The sequence below is a fragment of the Ruegeria sp. CF5 genome (assembly GCF_056537325.1).
This window is the reverse complement of record NZ_JBQFRI010000002.1, coordinates 56529-72447: the sequence shown is the minus strand read 5'-3', so window position 1 is coordinate 72447 and position 15919 is coordinate 56529. Positions and strand designations below refer to the sequence as shown.

Sequence of the window (15919 nt, the reverse complement as noted above, 5' to 3'; positions counted from 1 at the left end):
AAGTGATTGGCGCCTGTCTGACCGTGGGATTATACCCACACCATGATTACAGAGCTTGGTCACTTCGCCCTCATCCTCGCGTTCTTCGTCGCGATTGTTCAGACCGTTGTCCCTCTGGTTGGCGCCGGTAAACGCTGGTCCGGATGGATGGCATTTGCCGAGCCCGCTGCCACAGCGCAGTTCCTGTTGACGGCCTTTGCATTCGGTGCGCTGGTCTGGGCGTTCGTGACGTCGGATTTCTCGTTGCGTGTGGTGGTCGAGAACAGCCACTCTGCCAAACCGATGCTGTACAAGATCAGCGGTACATGGGGGAACCACGAGGGCTCTATGCTGTTGTGGGTGCTGATCGTCACGCTGTTCGGCGCCTTGGCCGCATGGTTCGGGGGTGGGCTTCCGCCTACTCTGAAGGCACGCGTGTTGGCCGTTCAGGCGGCGATTGGCGTGGCGTTTTTTGCGTTCATACTGTTTACGTCAAACCCGTTTGTCCGATTGGCTGTGCCGCCGTTTGACGGGCAGGACCTGAACCCGCTGTTGCAGGACCCGGGTCTCGCATTCCATCCGCCGTTTCTGTACCTTGGATACGTGGGCCTGAGCATGGCGTTCAGCTTTGCCGTCGCCGCCCTGATCGAGGGGCGCGTGGACGCCGCATGGGGACGCTGGGTTCGCCCATGGACGCTAACGGCTTGGATATTTCTGACCATCGGTATCGCACTGGGTTCATGGTGGGCCTACTACGAGCTTGGTTGGGGCGGGTACTGGTTCTGGGACCCTGTTGAAAACGCATCATTCATGCCGTGGTTGTTGGCTGCTGCGTTGCTGCATTCGGCCATTGTGGTCGAAAAGCGCGAAGCGTTGAAAAGCTGGACGATCCTCCTGGCGATCATTGCGTTTGGTTTTTCGCTGATCGGCACGTTTATCGTGCGCTCGGGCTTGCTGACTTCGGTTCATGCGTTTGCCAATGATCCCGAAAGGGGTGTCTTCATCCTGTTCATCCTGATCGTTTTCATCGGTGGCGCGCTGACTCTTTTCGCCGCGCGGGCTCAGGCCATGCAGGCCAAGGGTGTATTCGGCATGATCAGCCGTGAAAGCGCCCTGGTGGTGAACAACATTCTGCTGGCCGTAAGCTGCTTTGTGGTGTTCTTCGGAACACTTTGGCCGATTGTGGCCGAGATGCTGTTTGATCGGAAGCTGTCAGTTGGGGCGCCGTTCTTCGACGCGGCATTCACGCCATTCATGGTCGTTCTGGGGCTGGTTCTGCCTCTGGGCTCGATGCTGCCGTGGAAGCGGGGCAAGCTGGGGCGTGTCGCTTGGTCGCTGCGTTACGCGTTTGGACTGGCGTTGGCGCTGGCGCTGCTGGTTTGGGCGATGCAAAGCGGGCGCAGTGCACTGGGGCCAGTCGGGCTGTTCCTTGGCGCATGGATCACCTTCGGTGCAGCCGTTGATTTATGGAGCCGCACTGGACGAAAGGGGAATCTGGCACGCCTGATGCGCCTTCCACGCGCTGATTGGGGCAAGGCCGTTGCACACACCGGTTTGGGGGTCACGATCTTTGCCATTGCTGGTCTGACGTCGTGGGAGGTCGAGGATATTCGCGTCACGAACCTTGGCGCACCCTTCGAGGTTGGTGGGTTTACCCTGACACTTCAGGATGTTCAGGGTGTTCAGGGGCCAAACTACAATTCGACGATGGCGTCAGTTTTGGTGGAAAAGAACGGCCGTTTCGTAACCACTTTGCACCCCGAAAAAAGAGAATATCCGGTGGCGCGTATGCCGACGACCGAGGCCGCTATCGACTATCGCTTCTTGCGTGACGTCTATGTCGTGATTGGCGACCGCCAGAACGACGGAAGCTGGATCATGCGGACCTATATCAAACCGCTGGCCAACTGGCTTTGGGGGGGCTGCATTCTGATGGCTCTTGGCGGCTTGCTCAGCCTGTCGGATCGGCGCTTTCGTGTCGCTGCTGGTGCGCGCAAGACCCCGGTTAAGGGAGTGCCTGCAGAATGAAACGGTTTATCCTGATCCTTTTGCTTGCGGCATCACCGCTGTTCGCGGTCGAGCCTGACGAAGTTCTGGATGATCCGGCACTGGAGGCGCGCGCGCGTGATCTCAGCACCGGGTTGCGGTGTCTGGTGTGCCGCAATGAGAGCATCGACGAAAGCAACGCCGATCTGGCCCGCGACCTGCGTATCCTGCTGCGTGAACGATTAGTGGCAGGTGATACTGATGAAGAAGCTGTGGCATTCATCGTTGACCGGTATGGCGAATATGTTCTGCTCAAGCCGACCAATACAGGCGCCAACATGCTGTTGTGGCTTTCTGGGCCGATCATGATGTTGATTGCGGCCGGGCTAGGCTGGAATTTCCTCAGAGGGCGCTCGCGGTCGTCCTCAAACCCTGAAAGCGCCGGGTTGAGTGACGAGGAAAAGGAACGACTGCGTCAAATTCTGGACGAGTGACGCGCGGTTCCGCTTTCCCTTCACGTTAGCTTACGTCAGTTTGCAGGCAGCCAAAACGCACGCGAGGGTCTTTCATGGAATACGAATCCGTTCTTCTCGATATTACTGACGATCTTGCGGTTCTGACTTTGAACCGGCCGGACAAAATGAACGCGCTGACAGCCCAGATGCGGGCCGAGATCACCCATGCGATGAAACATGCGGCGCGCCATGCCCGCGCAATCGTATTGACAGGGGCAGGAGGGGCGTTTTGTTCCGGGCAGGATCTGGGCGACGCGTCGAGTACGGGTAACATCGACCTCGAACGCTCCCTGCGGGACGAATACGAACCCATGCTTGAGGCGGTGTACGACTGCCCCGTTCCAACTGTTGCTGCGGTGAATGGCCCTGCCGCAGGAGCGGGGGCGAATTTGGCGTTGTGCGCCGACGTCGTCATTGCAACTGAAAGTGCGTATTTCTTACAGGCTTTCGCCCGGATCGGCCTGATGCCGGATGCAGGCGGTACATGGTTCATGCCGCGCCAGATGGGCTTTGCCAAGGCCATGGGGGCCGCACTTTTTGCAGACAAGATCAGCGCCCGTCAGGCCGATGACTGGGGGTTGATCTGGGAAGCAGTAGCGGATGACGAATTCGATGCTCATTGGCGCAAACGGGCTGATTATCTTGCAAAAGGCCCCACAGCAGGTTTCGGTGCGATCAAAAAGGCGATCCGCGGAACGTATGACAAGAACCTGTCCGAGCAGTTGACGATCGAGGCGCATCTGCAGGGCGATTGCGGGCGCACGCGTGATTTCACTGAAGGTGTCGTCGCCTTTCTTGAAAAGCGTCCCGCGAGGTTTGAAGGACGCTAAGACATTGACAAAGCTCTGGCGCAGGGGCGTGATACTCGGGCGATGACAGTCCCGACACCAAGCCCCTGTGCCGCAGTTCTGGAACATCTCACCGGTCGAAACCGGGGCCATTACTCGTGGATCACAACAGACGCCATGGACATCTGGCTGGATCCGGATGGTGGCCTGCGCGTTCTGTTGCCGGGTGCAAGACTGCCAGAGGGACTGCACGTTGCGCGTATGTTGCGCGATGGTGAGGTTTTTTCGGTCGAGGCCGTTGACGGCGCGGAAATCTGGGTCAATCGAAACCCGGTATTACAAACGCCGCTTTCACAGGGCGACACGATCGAATTCGGGGACATCGGTCCATTATCCAGGTTCAGGGTTTACGACGACGATAGTTGTCCCAAACCTACCTTTGGCGAAGTCCTAGACGATGCCGTATCCTATCTGCGCAGCAGTCGAAAACCGGTAGCCAGCCGGATTGTTCATTCAGTATCCGGGGTATTTTCACGCATAGTTGGCGACAGGACGCTGTTGTTTCGTACCGGCGTTCTGATCTCGCTGCTTTTGTTGGCGATGGCGGTCTTTGCCCAGTTTCAGGCAGACCGAAACCTGAAGGCCCAAATCGAAAGTGGTCAGTTTCAGGTGGAAGCTGTCGCCGCCGCACTGTCCGAAACACAGCGGCAGGTTATCCGGCCCGGTGATCTGGCGGCTTTGCAGGAAGAGTTGCGTGCGCGGGTTTCGGTGCATGCCGAACGGCTGCAGTCGCTGGAGGCGCGATCGGGGGCAGCCACCCGTGTTGTTGGTCAGGCGACTGAAGCAATTGCGTTTATTCAGGGCGGGTACGGATTGGTGCACGTGGAATCGGAACGCATGTTGCGGCAGGTTCTCGACCCAGGCGGGGTGCCGATGCGGTTACCCAATGGCAAACCAATGCTGTCACTGGACGGGAACGGACCTGTTGCCGAAGTGCAGTTTAACGGAACAGGGTTTGTTCTGCGCGATACCGGCCTGATCGTCACCAACAGGCACGTCGCCGTTCCGTGGGAAGGGGAGCCGGGGGTCAGCGTGGCTGGTGAATCGATGGAGCCTCGGATGATCCGCTTTGTGGCCTATTTTCCGGATCAGACCGGCCCCGTCGATCTATCCCGGGTTGCGGTCAGTGACTCAGCGGATCTGGCGCTGATCAGGCCTGTGCAGGACATGAAGTTGCCTGACGGTTTACCTTTGGCCGATCAGGTTCCCGAGCCGGGACAGGAAGTTCTTGTGATGGGGTATCCCACAGGTCTCATGTCGCTATTGGCGCAATCGGGTGAGGCGTTCGTGGAACAGCTTCGGGAGAAGGGTGAAACAGGGTTCTGGCAGGTTGCTGCGCGTCTGTCAGAGGCCGGATTGATGTCGCCGCTTTCCAGCAGGGGGATTGTTGGGCAGGCCACCGACGCTGCAATCGTCTATGATGCCGAAACAACGCATGGCGGCAGCGGCGGTCCGGTTCTAAACCTTTCAGGAGAGGTCGTGGCGGTGAATGCCGCCATCATTCCCGAGTTTGGCGGATCGAATCTGGGTGTGCCGACTGCTCAGGTCAGGGCATTACTTGCAGCATTCGAACCGTCACAATGAAACAAGCCGCCCTATGGGCGGCTCGTAGCTTTTGGAGAAGTTCAGCTTTTAGGCTCTGCGGCGACGACGACTGCGACGCTCAGTGGCTTCTGCGTCGTCGCCAGTTCCGTCTGATGCCGACGAGAAAGGCCCCAACGCGCTGGTGATCTGATCAAGCGTCGGGCGGTTTCCGCGTGTTTCCGTATCCAGCGCCTCACGCATTTTGCGCAGGTGCTCAGGCTTTGTACCGCAGCAGCCGCCGATGATGGTCGCGCCCGAATCCCGCGCCATCGCAGCATAATGGCCCATAAGTTCCGGCGTTCCGTCATAGTGAATATGTCCGTCGACATATTTTGGAATACCCGCGTTTCCCTTGGAAATAATCGGGCGCTCGGTGCCTTGGGCCGCAAACCCCAATACCGTGCGTAAAATGTCTGATGCGCCAGTTCCGCAATTTGCCCCAAATGCAATCGGCGGGTTGGGCAGCGTTTCAACCAACTGCGCCAGATCTGAGGACGTAACGCCCATCATGGTGCGCCCGGCTGTGTCGAAGCTCATGGTGCCGCACCAGGGCATATCCACCAAGGCAAATGCTTCGGCCGCAGCGCGGAATTCCTCGGGTGCACTGATGGTTTCCAACCACAGAACGTCAACACCTCCCTCTTTCAGACCCTCAGCCTGTTCGTGGAACATTTCGACGGCCTCGGCATGAGACAGGCTGCCAACGGGCTCCATGATCTCTCCGGTCGGGCCAACTGACCCTGCGACGATCACAGTTCGACCCGCCTTGTCTGCAACTTCCCGGCCAATTTCTGCGCCTGCACGATTCAACTCACGAACTCGACCTTGCGCATCGTGCAATTTCAGTCTTGCCGCCGTTCCTCCGAAGGTATTGGTCAGAAACAGATCGCTGCCCGCATCGACAGAGCCTTTGTACAGCGCCGTGATCTTTTCGGGTGCATCGCAATTCCATAATTCAGGTGCGTCGCCGGATTGAAGGCCCATGTCGAACAAATTCGTCCCGGTCGCACCATCCGCAAGGATGGCATCAGCGGTGTCGAGCAGTTTGGAAAGCGCGTTTGTCATTGTTGTGATCCAAAGAAGTGGTGTTTACTGCACACCAAAAAAGAGACGCCCCATGTTTCATGAACGGGGCGTCAAATCAAATTCATAAAGCTCATGAAGATCATGAGTTTTTGGTCAAGTTACTCAGATTCGCTGAGAACCTGTTCTTTTGCTTCAACCAGCAATTCGGCCATCTTTTGACGAACGGTTTGCTCATCGGTCAGATCACCCAAATAGCCAAGAACGGCATTGACCACATCATCTTCGTTGACGTGCTGAAGATCGGTCTGAACCAGTTCTTGCCCATATTTCCGGGCCTTCTCGACAGTTTCACCTTTCAGCGCAGAAGCCCAAACAGCCATGAACCGGTTACGGCGCATCCGGGCAAGAAACTGCATTTTTTCGTCATGGGCGAACTTGTTTTCAAACGCTGTTTCGCGTTCGTCAAATGTGGTCATGGTATTAAGGACCTCTTTGGGTGACATTTGCTTTCCTGATGATATGACCATACGCGCCACGGTGCGCAAGGTATTTGCGCTGCGTCAAACCCCCTCGGGCATGTAAACTTGCGGGAAAGGGGGGCTTGGCTTATGAGGGCGCCAACGCGAAGGGACTCAATCCCTCGCTCCAGACTGGAAGGGTCGCTTATGGCGCGTCGCAAGAAGATTTATGAAGGCAAAGCCAAGATTCTGTACGAAGGCCCGGAACCGGGTACGATCGTTCAGTATTTCAAGGACGACGCCACCGCCTTCAACGCGGAAAAGAAAGACGTTATCGAAGGCAAAGGCGTTCTGAACAATCGTCTGAGCGAATTCTTCATGACGGGTCTGGCCCAGATCGGTGTGCCGACGCATTTCATTCGTCGTCTGAACATGCGCGAGCAGCTGGTGCGCAGCTGCGAAATCGTCCCGCTGGAGGTGATCGTGCGCAACTATGCAGCCGGGTCGCTGACAAAACGTCTGGGCATTGCCGAGGGCACACAATTACCGCGTCCGATTGTTGAATACTGTTACAAAGATGACGCGCTGGGTGATCCTTTGGTGACCGAAGAACACATCGCCGCGTTTGGCTGGGCTGGTCAGCAGGACATGGACGATATTCTGAGTCTGGCGCTGCGCGTTAATGATTTCATGAGCGGCATGATGCTGGCAGTGGGCATCCGTCTGATCGATTTCAAGATCGAGATTGGTCGCGTGTACGACGGTGACTTCCAGCGCCTGATCGTGGCGGATGAGATCAGTCCGGATAGTTGCCGGTTGTGGGATATTGAAACCGGCCAGAAACTGGACAAGGACGTTTTCCGCCGGGATCTGGGAAGCCTGACAGACGCATATTCCGAAGTCGCGCGCCGTTTGGGTGTGCTGCCCAAGTCAGCGGTAACCAAGCCAACGCTGATCAACTGACTTCGTATCCGCCACAGGTTTGTGGCCACAAGAAATGAAACGCGAATCGCCTTTTTTGACGGTTCGCGTTTTTTACTTGCCCGCTCGGTCAGATTGACAGTGCAGTCTGGTTTCGATCTTTTCTGAGAGCAGTTGGAACAAGGGTAATTAAAAATGGGCGAACTGTTTGATCAGGCGATATTTTTGAAGTTCCTTGCGGCTTTGTTGGCAATCTTCAATCCGCTCTATGGCATTCCGATCTTTTTGGGAATGACCGAAGGCTACTCTCAGTCCGAGCGGAGGCGCATTGCCTTGATCGTGACGGCGACGGTGACCGTAGTGGCCTTGGTTGCCGTAATGGTCGGAGAAGAGGTGCTTGCCATATTTGGAATTGATATTCCGTCATTCCGAATTGCGGGCGGGATCATTATCTTTGGCGTTGGCCTGACCATGCTGAACGCCTCGGACAGATCGCAAGGAGATCAGGATGCGGCCAAGGACGGACATGCCAGGAAGGGAAGCATCGCCGTGGTGCCGTTGGCGATTCCCCTGACGATCGGACCTGGGACGATCGCAACGACGATTGTGTTTGCCCATATGCTTCCCACGGGTGCCGAGGTTGTGACATTGGGGTCTGCGGTACTGATTGCCTGTACCATCGTCGGGCTTGGGTTGATTTTTGCGGATGGTATTTCGCGGTTTCTTGGCCCGACAATGATCAGTGTAATTACCCGTATTATGGCAATAATTCTGGTCGCAGTATCGGTCGAGATGGTACTGACTGGAACATTCCACGCCATTGACGCGCATTATCCGGGGTTGAGTTCCGGGCAGACTGGCGCCGGATCGAACTGAGCGCGACTTACCTGCGGTCATCAGTCATCATGTCAAAGGGTTGTCCAATTATTTGAAGCAGGGTATCCCCCGCGCAAAGGAAAAGGTTCCGTTGGTTGGCGGGGCACAGGTGGAGTTGCAGGAAATGAAAGCACGGGTACATGTGATGCTCAAGAACGGGGTTCTGGACCCGCAGGGCGAGGCGGTGCGTCACGCGTTGGGTGCCTTGGGCTTTGACAAGGTCGAGGGTGTGCGTCAGGGCAAGGTGATCGATCTTGAACTGACCGAAGGTGCGACCGAGGCGGATGTGACCGAGATGTGCGAAAAGCTGCTCGCCAACACTGTGATCGAACGCTACGAGATCGAGCTGGTCTGACCCTCTCGGGCCGCGGATGCGGCAACCCAATTGATTTGAGACCCAGGAGGTTTTGCCATGCGCGCAGCCGTTGTTGTTTTTCCCGGTTCCAATTGTGACCGTGATCTGGCCGTTGCCTTCGAACAGGCCGGTTTTCAGGTGGACATGGTCTGGCACAAGGACGCGTCGCTGCCGGATGGTGTCGATATCGTCGGCGTTCCGGGCGGCTTTTCCTATGGCGACTATCTGCGTTGCGGCGCCATCGCGGCACAGTCACCAATCTGCAAGGCAGTGGTCGAACACACTGCTCGGGGTGGGTACGCTGTCGGGATTTGCAACGGGTTTCAGATTTTGACGGAAACCGGCATTCTGCCGGGGGCTCTTCTTCGCAATGCGGGTCTTAAATATATCTGCCGAACCGTTGGGTTGAAGGTAGAAACAAGCGACAGTGCGTTCACTGAAGGCTACAACGCGGGTGACGTGATCAACATTCCGATCGCACACCACGATGGCAACTATTTTGCAGATGACGAAACACTGGCAGCCCTGCGCGATCAGGATCGCATCGCTTTCACCTATGCCGACAACCCAAACGGTTCGTGTGACGACATCGCGGGGGTTCTTTCCGACAACAGACGGGTATTGGGCATGATGCCGCACCCTGAACGGGCGGCGGATGAGGGCCACGGCGGAACGGATGGGGTGGCGCTCTTCCGCGCATTGTCAGGTGTCCTCGCACCGGCGTGACTTGAGTACGCTGGTTCAGGGGCGTAGCTTCTGGCCATGACGTCGGAAACCCAACCTGAACATAGCAAGCTTAGGAACCTGTTTAGCGGCCCGCCATTGGGGTGGCGCTTGCGTTTGGCTGTTGTTGTCCTGCTGTTGTGCGCGGTCGCGACGGTGTGGATCACCAACCGTCTTCTGACGGACAGATTTACCGAATCCACCCGCAATCGCGCCGAACTTAGATTGGCGCTTTATTCAGGTAACCTGCTGAGCGAACTGCGCCGAAACGCAATCGTCCCGCAGTTGCTGGCGCGTGATCCGACGCTAATATCCGCCCTGCAGTCCAGCGATTACTCATTATCGACGCAGCGCCTTATTTCGTTTGTGGAAGAAATTGGTGCGGCGTCATTGATGCTTTTGGACCGGGATGGTCGCACGGTAGCGGCCACAGACCGGAACCGATTGGGTGAAGCACACCGAAATTCGGCATACTTTGTCGATGCAATACGATCGAATGCCACACTATTTTCGGTCATTCAGCGCGATTCCGGTGGGTACAGTTTTTCCTATTCCCGGCGAATGGAAGCAGGGTCGGAAATTCTTGGCGTAATCGTTGTCGAAGTCGACCTGCAAAAATTCGAACGAGCCTGGGCCGGGATTTCCGACGCGGTCATGGTGACCGACAGTACGGGTACGATTATCCTGTCGACAGAGCCACAATGGCGGGGGCTGGACGAAAATGCCGCAATGCTGAGGCAACCGCCCCAGAACGCCATACTGAAGGCAATTCGTGCAACGACCGACTGGACCTCTCTGCCACCCGATGCCTACCTGCAAGGCGAGGCGGTGATGCGGATGGAAACCCGGATACCGTTCCGTGGCTGGCAGATGACGTCGTTCACCACTTACGCCTCGATTCGGGAAAAGGTGAACAGCGTGCTGGCGCTGGAGATCATGGGCTTTGCGATTCTTCTGGCGCTGGCATTTTATGCTCTGAGCCGCAGGGCAACGCTTCGCATGACGCTGTTTCAGCGCGAGTCGGCGGAGCTTCGCGCATTGAACGCAAGGCTACAGCGGGAAATTGCTGAGCGGGAACGTGTTGAAAAGACGCTGGAAGTTGCCGAACAGACGCTGGCGCAAAGTTCAAAATTAGCGGCCTTGGGTGAGATGTCTGCGGCCGTCAGTCACGAGCTGAACCAGCCGCTGGCGGCGATGAAAACCTATCTTGCTGGCGCACGCCTTTTGTTGCGTCGCAACCGGCCGGAAGAAGCGCTGGCAAGCTTTGGCCGCATCGACGGTCTGATTGAGCGAATGGGCGCGATTACACGCCAGCTGAAATCCTATGCGCGAAAAGGGGCGGATGCGTTTTCCCCAGTAAATCTTAGCGAAGCACTGGCTTCATCGCTTTCGATGATGGAGCCACAGTTGCGCCAGCGCCATGTTAAGATCACTCAGATCATTCCCGAGGAACCTGTGTTAGTCTTGGGGGATAGGATGCGGATCGAACAGGTCATGGTGAACCTCTTGCGAAATGCACTGGATGCCACCAAATCTGTTGCAGAGCCGGATGTTGAAATCATCCTTGCAGCGGGGGACATGGCGGTCCTTACGGTGCGCGACAACGGTTACGGGATCAAAGATATCGAGAACCTGTTCGAACCGTTCTACACGACCAAGCAGCCCGGGGACGGCGTTGGACTGGGGCTTGCCATCTCGTCCGGGATCGTGAACGACCACGGGGGACGGCTGACCGCGCGCAATGGACAACTTGGTGGCGCAGTGTTTGAAATGCAATTGCCGATACTTGGCAAAGACGGCCTCGAGGCCGCTGAATAAACGAGGAATTATTATGGCACAGGCCATGAAAATCGCCATTGTGGACGACGAACAAGACATGCGTCAGTCGATCAGCCAATGGCTGGCACTATCCGGATACGATACTGAAACCTTTGCCAGTGCCGAAGAGGCGCTGAAGGTATTGGGCGCCGATTATCCCGGGATTGTGATCTCGGACATCAAAATGCCGGGTATGGACGGTATTCAGCTTTTGAAAAAGCTCATGGGCGTAGACAGCACCCTGCCGGTTATCATGATTACCGGTCACGGGGATGTGCCGATGGCAGTGGAAGCGATGCGCGTTGGCGCGTTCGACTTCCTTGAGAAGCCCTTTAATCCGGACCGTATGTCCGAACTGGCCAAACGCGCCAGCAATGCCAGACGTCTGACACTGGATAACCGGGCGCTGCGGCGTGAGTTGTCGGGCGGCACCCAGATCATGAACAAACTGATCGGCGCCAGCCCGGTGATGGAACGCCTGCGCGAGGATATTCTGGATCTGGGACAGGCCGATGGTCATGTGCTGATTGATGGCGAAACCGGCACAGGCAAGACACTTGTGGCCCATGCGTTGCATGCGGTTGGCAGCCGGGCGGGTAAGAAGTTCGTTCTGGTTTCCTGCGCGGCGCTTGAGGAAGAGGCGCTGTCGAAGCGTCTGTTTGGGCCGATGATGCCCGAGGACGCTCAGTTGCCCGCAGTCGAAGAGGCAAGAGGCGGAACGCTGGTTCTGGAGGATGTCGAAGCGTTGAGTGATACGCTTCAGGCCCGTTTGCTAAGCATGATGAATGAGCAGGGCACGCCCGCCGAGACCCGGATCGTGGCCATTTCGAATCTGCAGGAGGCAGGCAAGACCAGCGAGGACGTTCTGCGCCCGGACCTGTTCTATCGACTGGCGGCGTTGCGTATCACAATGCCGCCGCTGCGACAGCGGGGAGAGGATATCCTGACGCTGTTTACCCGCCTGAGCGAGCAATTCGCCGAAGAATATGGGTGTGACGCACCGCAGGTCAGCGCTCAGGAGGCTGCGCAGCTGTTGCAGGCACCTTGGCCGGGTAACGTGCGCCAGTTGATCAACATTGCCGAACGGGCCGTGCTGCAATCGCGGCGGGGATCGGGAACGATTGCGTCGTTGCTCATGTCGGATCACGAAGAGATGCAGCCGGTCATGACGACGGAAGGCAAGCCGCTCAAGGAATATGTTGAGGCGTTCGAGCGGATGCTGATCGACAACACCATGCGCCGCCACAAGGGGTCGATTGCATCTGTGATGGACGAATTGTGCCTGCCGAGGCGCACACTGAACGAGAAGATGGCAAAGTACGGGCTGCAGCGCTCAGACTATCTGTAGAAGTGCCATTTAGCGCCGGGAGGGGGCCAGCCCCCTCTTGAGCCTGCAGCTCAATTCACCCCCGAAGTATTTCTGGCCAGATGATGAGATCCGTCTGATCAGGTCGTTGCCTGTGCATTTGTGTACGGGAATGGGTTCTGATCGGGTGTTTGAAGCAGTGGGACTGCAGTTTGCCCATTGTCTTTTCCACAAGACTGCTTTTATTGTGGCGGGACGGGCCGGGCCGTTTTGGTGCCCCTAAGCCCCGAATCTTTGAGTTTCGCTGCTCTGCCGCGGATGGCGATAGTCCCCACGAGGCAAAGCAGACCGATTGTGCCCCTGATGTGGGCAGTAGAATGCCTTTGTCCGAGTAGTCGGGCGAAAGGAATAATGGGCAGGCAGCGGGTTAGTATCGCACCTGTCGGAGAAAGAACCGCGATGACGCGCGCGCGACGATTGAATGAACGGGCAGGGGGCCAATGCGCCAGACCCTGCCGCGCGCCGTCTGAAATCGCCCTGACAAGACACCATCCCAAAAGCGCCCGTCCTCCCGGACGGCGGAGGACAGCGTTTTTGGCGCGGTGCACCAAGGAAACATGGCAAAGAAGATGCTTATCGATGCCACCCACGCGGAGGAAACCCGCGTCGTGGTGGTGGACGGAAACAAGGTTGAGGAGTTTGACTTTGAATCCGAGAACAAACGACAGCTTGCAGGCAATATCTATCTCGCAAAGGTAACGCGGGTTGAGCCGTCATTGCAGGCGGCGTTTGTAGACTATGGCGGAAACCGGCATGGGTTTCTGGCGTTTTCCGAAATTCATCCCGACTACTATCAGATTCCGGTCGCTGATCGCGAAGCGCTGATGGAAGAAGAGCGCGCCTATGCCGAGGCGATGAAGGCGAGGGATGAGGCTGATGAGGCAAAGCCCAAGAGGCGGCGGTCACGGTCCCGTACCAAGGCGGAAGACGTAAAATCTGACGATCTGATCGAGACCAAGGAATTGGTGTCCGAACCGACCGGTATGGAGACCATTGACCTGGACTCGGGTGAGGAAGAGGTGGATCTGGCGGTGCCGGAAGGGACTTCGCCGATCGAGCTGGTCGCGGAAACGCCTGTTGAAACGCCGGATGATGGTGAAGCGGCAGAAGTTGATGAAACAGACGCGCCAGCTAATCCTGAAGAGCCTACATCAGAAGATGTAAACCCGGACGATGCAGCGGAAGTTGCGATTGAAGGTGACTCTGACGCTGCTTCATCGGAGGAAGTTACCGATGAAGCGCAGAACGCTGAAGTGTCCACCGAAGAAGCGTCCAGTGAAGATTCTTCTGCCGAGACCGTAGAGGAAGATCGTGGGGGCGAGGAAGATGGCGCCGCCGCTGAGGCTGAGGACGAAGACGACCAAAAGCCAACGGTTGCCCGTTCTGATGCAACGGACAAGGACGACAGTATTGAATCCGTCGCTGACGAAGACGACAGCGAGGATATCCGTCCGCCGCGCAAGCCGCGTCCGCGCCGATACAAGATTCAGGAAGTTATCAAGGTGCGCCAGGTTCTTCTGGTGCAGGTTGTAAAGGAAGAGCGCGGCAATAAAGGCGCTGCTTTGACGACGTATCTGTCACTTGCCGGACGCTATTGTGTGTTGATGCCCAACACTGCGCGTGGTGGCGGTATCAGCCGCAAGATCACCAACGCGGCTGACCGCAAGAAGCTGAAGGATATTGCATCTGAAATTGATGTCCCGACCGGGGCAGGGCTGATTGTCAGGACCGCCGGTGCAAAGCGGACTAAGTCGGAAATCAAGCGTGACTATGAATATTTGCAGCGCCTGTGGGAGCAAATTCGGGAACTGACGCTCAAATCCATTGCACCTGCAAAGATCTATGAAGAAGGCGATTTGATCAAACGGTCGATCCGAGATCTGTATAATCGCGATATTGATGAAGTTCTTGTTGAAGGCGAAGGCGGTTACCGCATTGCCAAGGACTTCATGAAGATGATCATGCCATCCCACGCCAAGAACGTGAAACGGTATGAGGATGCGCTGCCATTGTTTGCACGGTATCAGGTGGAAAGCTATCTGGCCGGGATGTTCAACCCGACGGTTCAGCTGAAGTCCGGCGGCTATATCGTGATCGGCGTGACCGAGGCGCTGGTGGCGATCGACGTGAACTCGGGCCGGGCTACTAAGGAAGGCTCGATCGAGGAAACTGCGCTCAAGACCAATCTTGAGGCCGCTGACGAGGTCGCTCGCCAGTTGCGTCTGCGCGATCTGGCCGGTCTGATTGTTATTGACTTCATCGATATGGATGAACGCAAGAACAACTCGGCGGTCGAAAAGCGTCTGAAAGATAAGCTGAAAACAGATCGTGCGCGTATTCAGATGGGACGCATCTCGGGTTTTGGCCTGATGGAGATGAGCCGTCAGCGTCTGCGTCCGGGAATGCTTGAGGCGACTACGCAACCTTGCCCATCCTGCCATGGTACCGGTCTGATCCGGTCTGATGACAACATGGCGCTGTCGATACTGCGGCAGATCGAAGAAGAAGGTACGCGTCGCCGGTCGCGTGAGGTTTTGGTGCGCTGCCCGGTTAGCATCGCCAACTTCCTGATGAACCAGAAGCGCGAACATATCGCACAAATTGAGGCGCGGTATGGCCTGTCGGTTCGGATTGAAGGTGACGTGCATTTGGTCAGCCCGGACTTCTCGATGGAGAAGTTCAAGACCGCCAGCCGGATCGTGCCGGAAGCAACGGCGCCGGTTGTTTCAGTGGACGCTTCGTTGATGGATCAGGTCGATGCGGCAGAGGACGAAGAAGAAATCGTTCAGACCGAAGAAGAACAAAAACCCAAGCGGAAACGCCGTCGCCGCCGTCGCAAGAAGGGTGGTGGAAACGCCGATGCGGCGGATTTGAATGACGAATCCAGCGAAGAATCCGCTGAGTCTGCAGACGGTTCTGAACAGCCGCAGGAAGCTTCGCCCTCAGAGGCTGACGCGTCTGACGCTGAAGGTGAGAGTAGTGAAGAGGCCGTTGAAAAGGCGCAAAAGCCGAAAAAGCGTCGTGCTCCGCGCCGGAAGAAGAAAGATGTAGAAGCCACAGAGGATTCAACTCCCGCAGAAGCCGAAGCATCGAATGAGGCTTCTGAACCAGCCGCAGAGGACAATCTTTCCGAGAATGCTGCAGAGGCTGAAGAAATCGTTGTGGTAAGCGAGGTTGACGTGAACGCCGACCCGATTGAAGCAACGGCAAATACGGACGATGCGCCAAGCGAGGCCGAAAGCCCTGAACCGGAGGCTGAAGCCGAAGAGGCAAAAGAACAGTCCGCTGATGAAACCCAGCAGTCGGTGGAACCGGAATCTGAGGTCGAACCTGCGCCTGAAGAAGCCGAGAAACAGCCGGAACCGGTTTTGGAGGTGGTGGCGGAAGAGCCGCCTCAGCCAGAGGAGCCGCCCAAGCCCAAGCGGCGTGGATGGTGGTCGCTGGGAAGCTGATGAACTGAACAG

General features: G+C 56.9%; 13 protein-coding genes. 11 read left to right on the top strand and 2 right to left on the bottom strand.

All coding sequences use genetic code 11. The annotated features are described in order from the left end of the window. The first annotated feature begins 42 nt into the window (after window positions 1-42). The 4 genes from ACR0NW_RS06560 to ACR0NW_RS06545 all read left to right on the top strand — a co-directional run bounded on the left by ACR0NW_RS06560 (window position 43) and on the right by ACR0NW_RS06545 (window position 4912). Window positions 43-2007 (top strand): heme lyase CcmF/NrfE family subunit, encoded by a 1965-nt coding sequence (locus ACR0NW_RS06560; RefSeq protein ID WP_480449702.1) that lies wholly within the window; start codon window positions 43-45, stop codon window positions 2005-2007. Beyond that, window positions 2004-2459, top strand: coding sequence for a cytochrome c-type biogenesis protein (locus tag ACR0NW_RS06555; protein WP_170652409.1), 456 nt, complete (start codon window positions 2004-2006; stop codon window positions 2457-2459). The genes ACR0NW_RS06560 and ACR0NW_RS06555 overlap by 4 nt, the downstream gene beginning before the upstream one ends. 74 nt (window positions 2460-2533) lie before the next feature. Beyond that, window positions 2534-3310, top strand: a complete 777-nt coding sequence (locus ACR0NW_RS06550) for an enoyl-CoA hydratase-related protein (protein WP_480449701.1) — start codon at window positions 2534-2536, stop codon at window positions 3308-3310. A gap of 42 nt (window positions 3311-3352) precedes the next feature. Next, entirely contained in the window at window positions 3353-4912 is a 1560-nt protein-coding gene (locus tag ACR0NW_RS06545) for a S1 family peptidase (protein ID WP_480449700.1), read from the top strand. Window positions 4913-4960: 48 nt separating this feature from the next. On the opposite strand, the gene bmt is transcribed toward ACR0NW_RS06545, so the two are convergent. Then, a complete protein-coding gene (gene bmt / locus ACR0NW_RS06540) occupies window positions 4961-5977 on the bottom strand; it encodes a betaine--homocysteine S-methyltransferase (RefSeq protein WP_480449699.1) in 1017 nt (338 codons plus the stop codon). Window positions 5978-6096: 119 nt separating this feature from the next. Next, window positions 6097-6441 (bottom strand): DUF1476 domain-containing protein, encoded by a 345-nt coding sequence (locus ACR0NW_RS06535; RefSeq protein ID WP_480449697.1) that lies wholly within the window; start codon window positions 6439-6441, stop codon window positions 6097-6099. Between the two features lie 162 nt (window positions 6442-6603). Between ACR0NW_RS06535 and purC the strand changes: the two genes are divergently transcribed. The 7 genes from purC (at window position 6604) to ACR0NW_RS06500 (ending at window position 15907) form a co-directional block, all read left to right on the top strand. Further along, the gene (gene purC, locus ACR0NW_RS06530) at window positions 6604-7359 is read left to right on the top strand and encodes a phosphoribosylaminoimidazolesuccinocarboxamide synthase (protein WP_170652418.1); all 756 of its coding nucleotides are present in this window, start codon (window positions 6604-6606) and stop codon (window positions 7357-7359) included. A gap of 153 nt (window positions 7360-7512) precedes the next feature. After that, a complete protein-coding gene (locus ACR0NW_RS06525) occupies window positions 7513-8193 on the top strand; it encodes a MarC family protein (protein WP_480449695.1) in 681 nt (226 codons plus the stop codon). Between the two features lie 124 nt (window positions 8194-8317). Continuing rightward, window positions 8318-8548: a phosphoribosylformylglycinamidine synthase subunit PurS gene (gene purS, locus ACR0NW_RS06520; RefSeq protein WP_170652422.1), complete on the top strand. Its 231-nt coding sequence runs from the start codon at window positions 8318-8320 to the stop codon at window positions 8546-8548. Between the two features lie 57 nt (window positions 8549-8605). Beyond that, on the top strand, window positions 8606-9274 hold the full coding sequence (gene purQ, locus ACR0NW_RS06515; protein ID WP_480449693.1) for a phosphoribosylformylglycinamidine synthase subunit PurQ: 669 nt from the start codon (window positions 8606-8608) through the stop codon (window positions 9272-9274). 36 nt (window positions 9275-9310) lie between these two features. Further along, window positions 9311-11089, top strand: coding sequence for an ATP-binding protein (locus ACR0NW_RS06510; protein WP_170652426.1), 1779 nt, complete (start codon window positions 9311-9313; stop codon window positions 11087-11089). Between the two features lie 13 nt (window positions 11090-11102). After that, window positions 11103-12437, top strand: coding sequence for a sigma-54-dependent transcriptional regulator (locus tag ACR0NW_RS06505; RefSeq protein ID WP_170652427.1), 1335 nt, complete (start codon window positions 11103-11105; stop codon window positions 12435-12437). Between the two features lie 575 nt (window positions 12438-13012). Next, a complete protein-coding gene (locus ACR0NW_RS06500) occupies window positions 13013-15907 on the top strand; it encodes an Rne/Rng family ribonuclease (RefSeq protein ID WP_480449691.1) in 2895 nt (964 codons plus the stop codon). The last annotated feature ends 12 nt before the right edge of the window (window positions 15908-15919 follow it).

What these genes read in the sequence shown, in the direction of transcription:
- ACR0NW_RS06550 (WP_480449701.1), top strand. Translation starts at nt 2,534, where the DNA reads ATGGAATACGAATCCGTTCTTCTCGATATTACTGACGATCTTGCGGTT.
- ACR0NW_RS06510 (WP_170652426.1), top strand. Translation starts at nt 9,311, where the DNA reads ATGACGTCGGAAACCCAACCTGAACATAGCAAGCTTAGGAACCTGTTT.
- purC (WP_170652418.1), top strand. Translation starts at nt 6,604, where the DNA reads ATGGCGCGTCGCAAGAAGATTTATGAAGGCAAAGCCAAGATTCTGTAC.
- ACR0NW_RS06500 (WP_480449691.1), top strand. Translation starts at nt 13,013, where the DNA reads ATGGCAAAGAAGATGCTTATCGATGCCACCCACGCGGAGGAAACCCGC.
- purQ (WP_480449693.1), top strand. Translation starts at nt 8,606, where the DNA reads ATGCGCGCAGCCGTTGTTGTTTTTCCCGGTTCCAATTGTGACCGTGAT.
- purS (WP_170652422.1), top strand. Translation starts at nt 8,318, where the DNA reads ATGAAAGCACGGGTACATGTGATGCTCAAGAACGGGGTTCTGGACCCG.
- ACR0NW_RS06525 (WP_480449695.1), top strand. Translation starts at nt 7,513, where the DNA reads ATGGGCGAACTGTTTGATCAGGCGATATTTTTGAAGTTCCTTGCGGCT.
- bmt (WP_480449699.1), bottom strand. Translation starts at nt 5,977, where the DNA reads ATGACAAACGCGCTTTCCAAACTGCTCGACACCGCTGATGCCATCCTT.
- ACR0NW_RS06555 (WP_170652409.1), top strand. Translation starts at nt 2,004, where the DNA reads ATGAAACGGTTTATCCTGATCCTTTTGCTTGCGGCATCACCGCTGTTC.
- ACR0NW_RS06545 (WP_480449700.1), top strand. Translation starts at nt 3,353, where the DNA reads ATGACAGTCCCGACACCAAGCCCCTGTGCCGCAGTTCTGGAACATCTC.
- ACR0NW_RS06505 (WP_170652427.1), top strand. Translation starts at nt 11,103, where the DNA reads ATGGCACAGGCCATGAAAATCGCCATTGTGGACGACGAACAAGACATG.
- ACR0NW_RS06560 (WP_480449702.1), top strand. Translation starts at nt 43, where the DNA reads ATGATTACAGAGCTTGGTCACTTCGCCCTCATCCTCGCGTTCTTCGTC.
- ACR0NW_RS06535 (WP_480449697.1), bottom strand. Translation starts at nt 6,441, where the DNA reads ATGTCACCCAAAGAGGTCCTTAATACCATGACCACATTTGACGAACGC.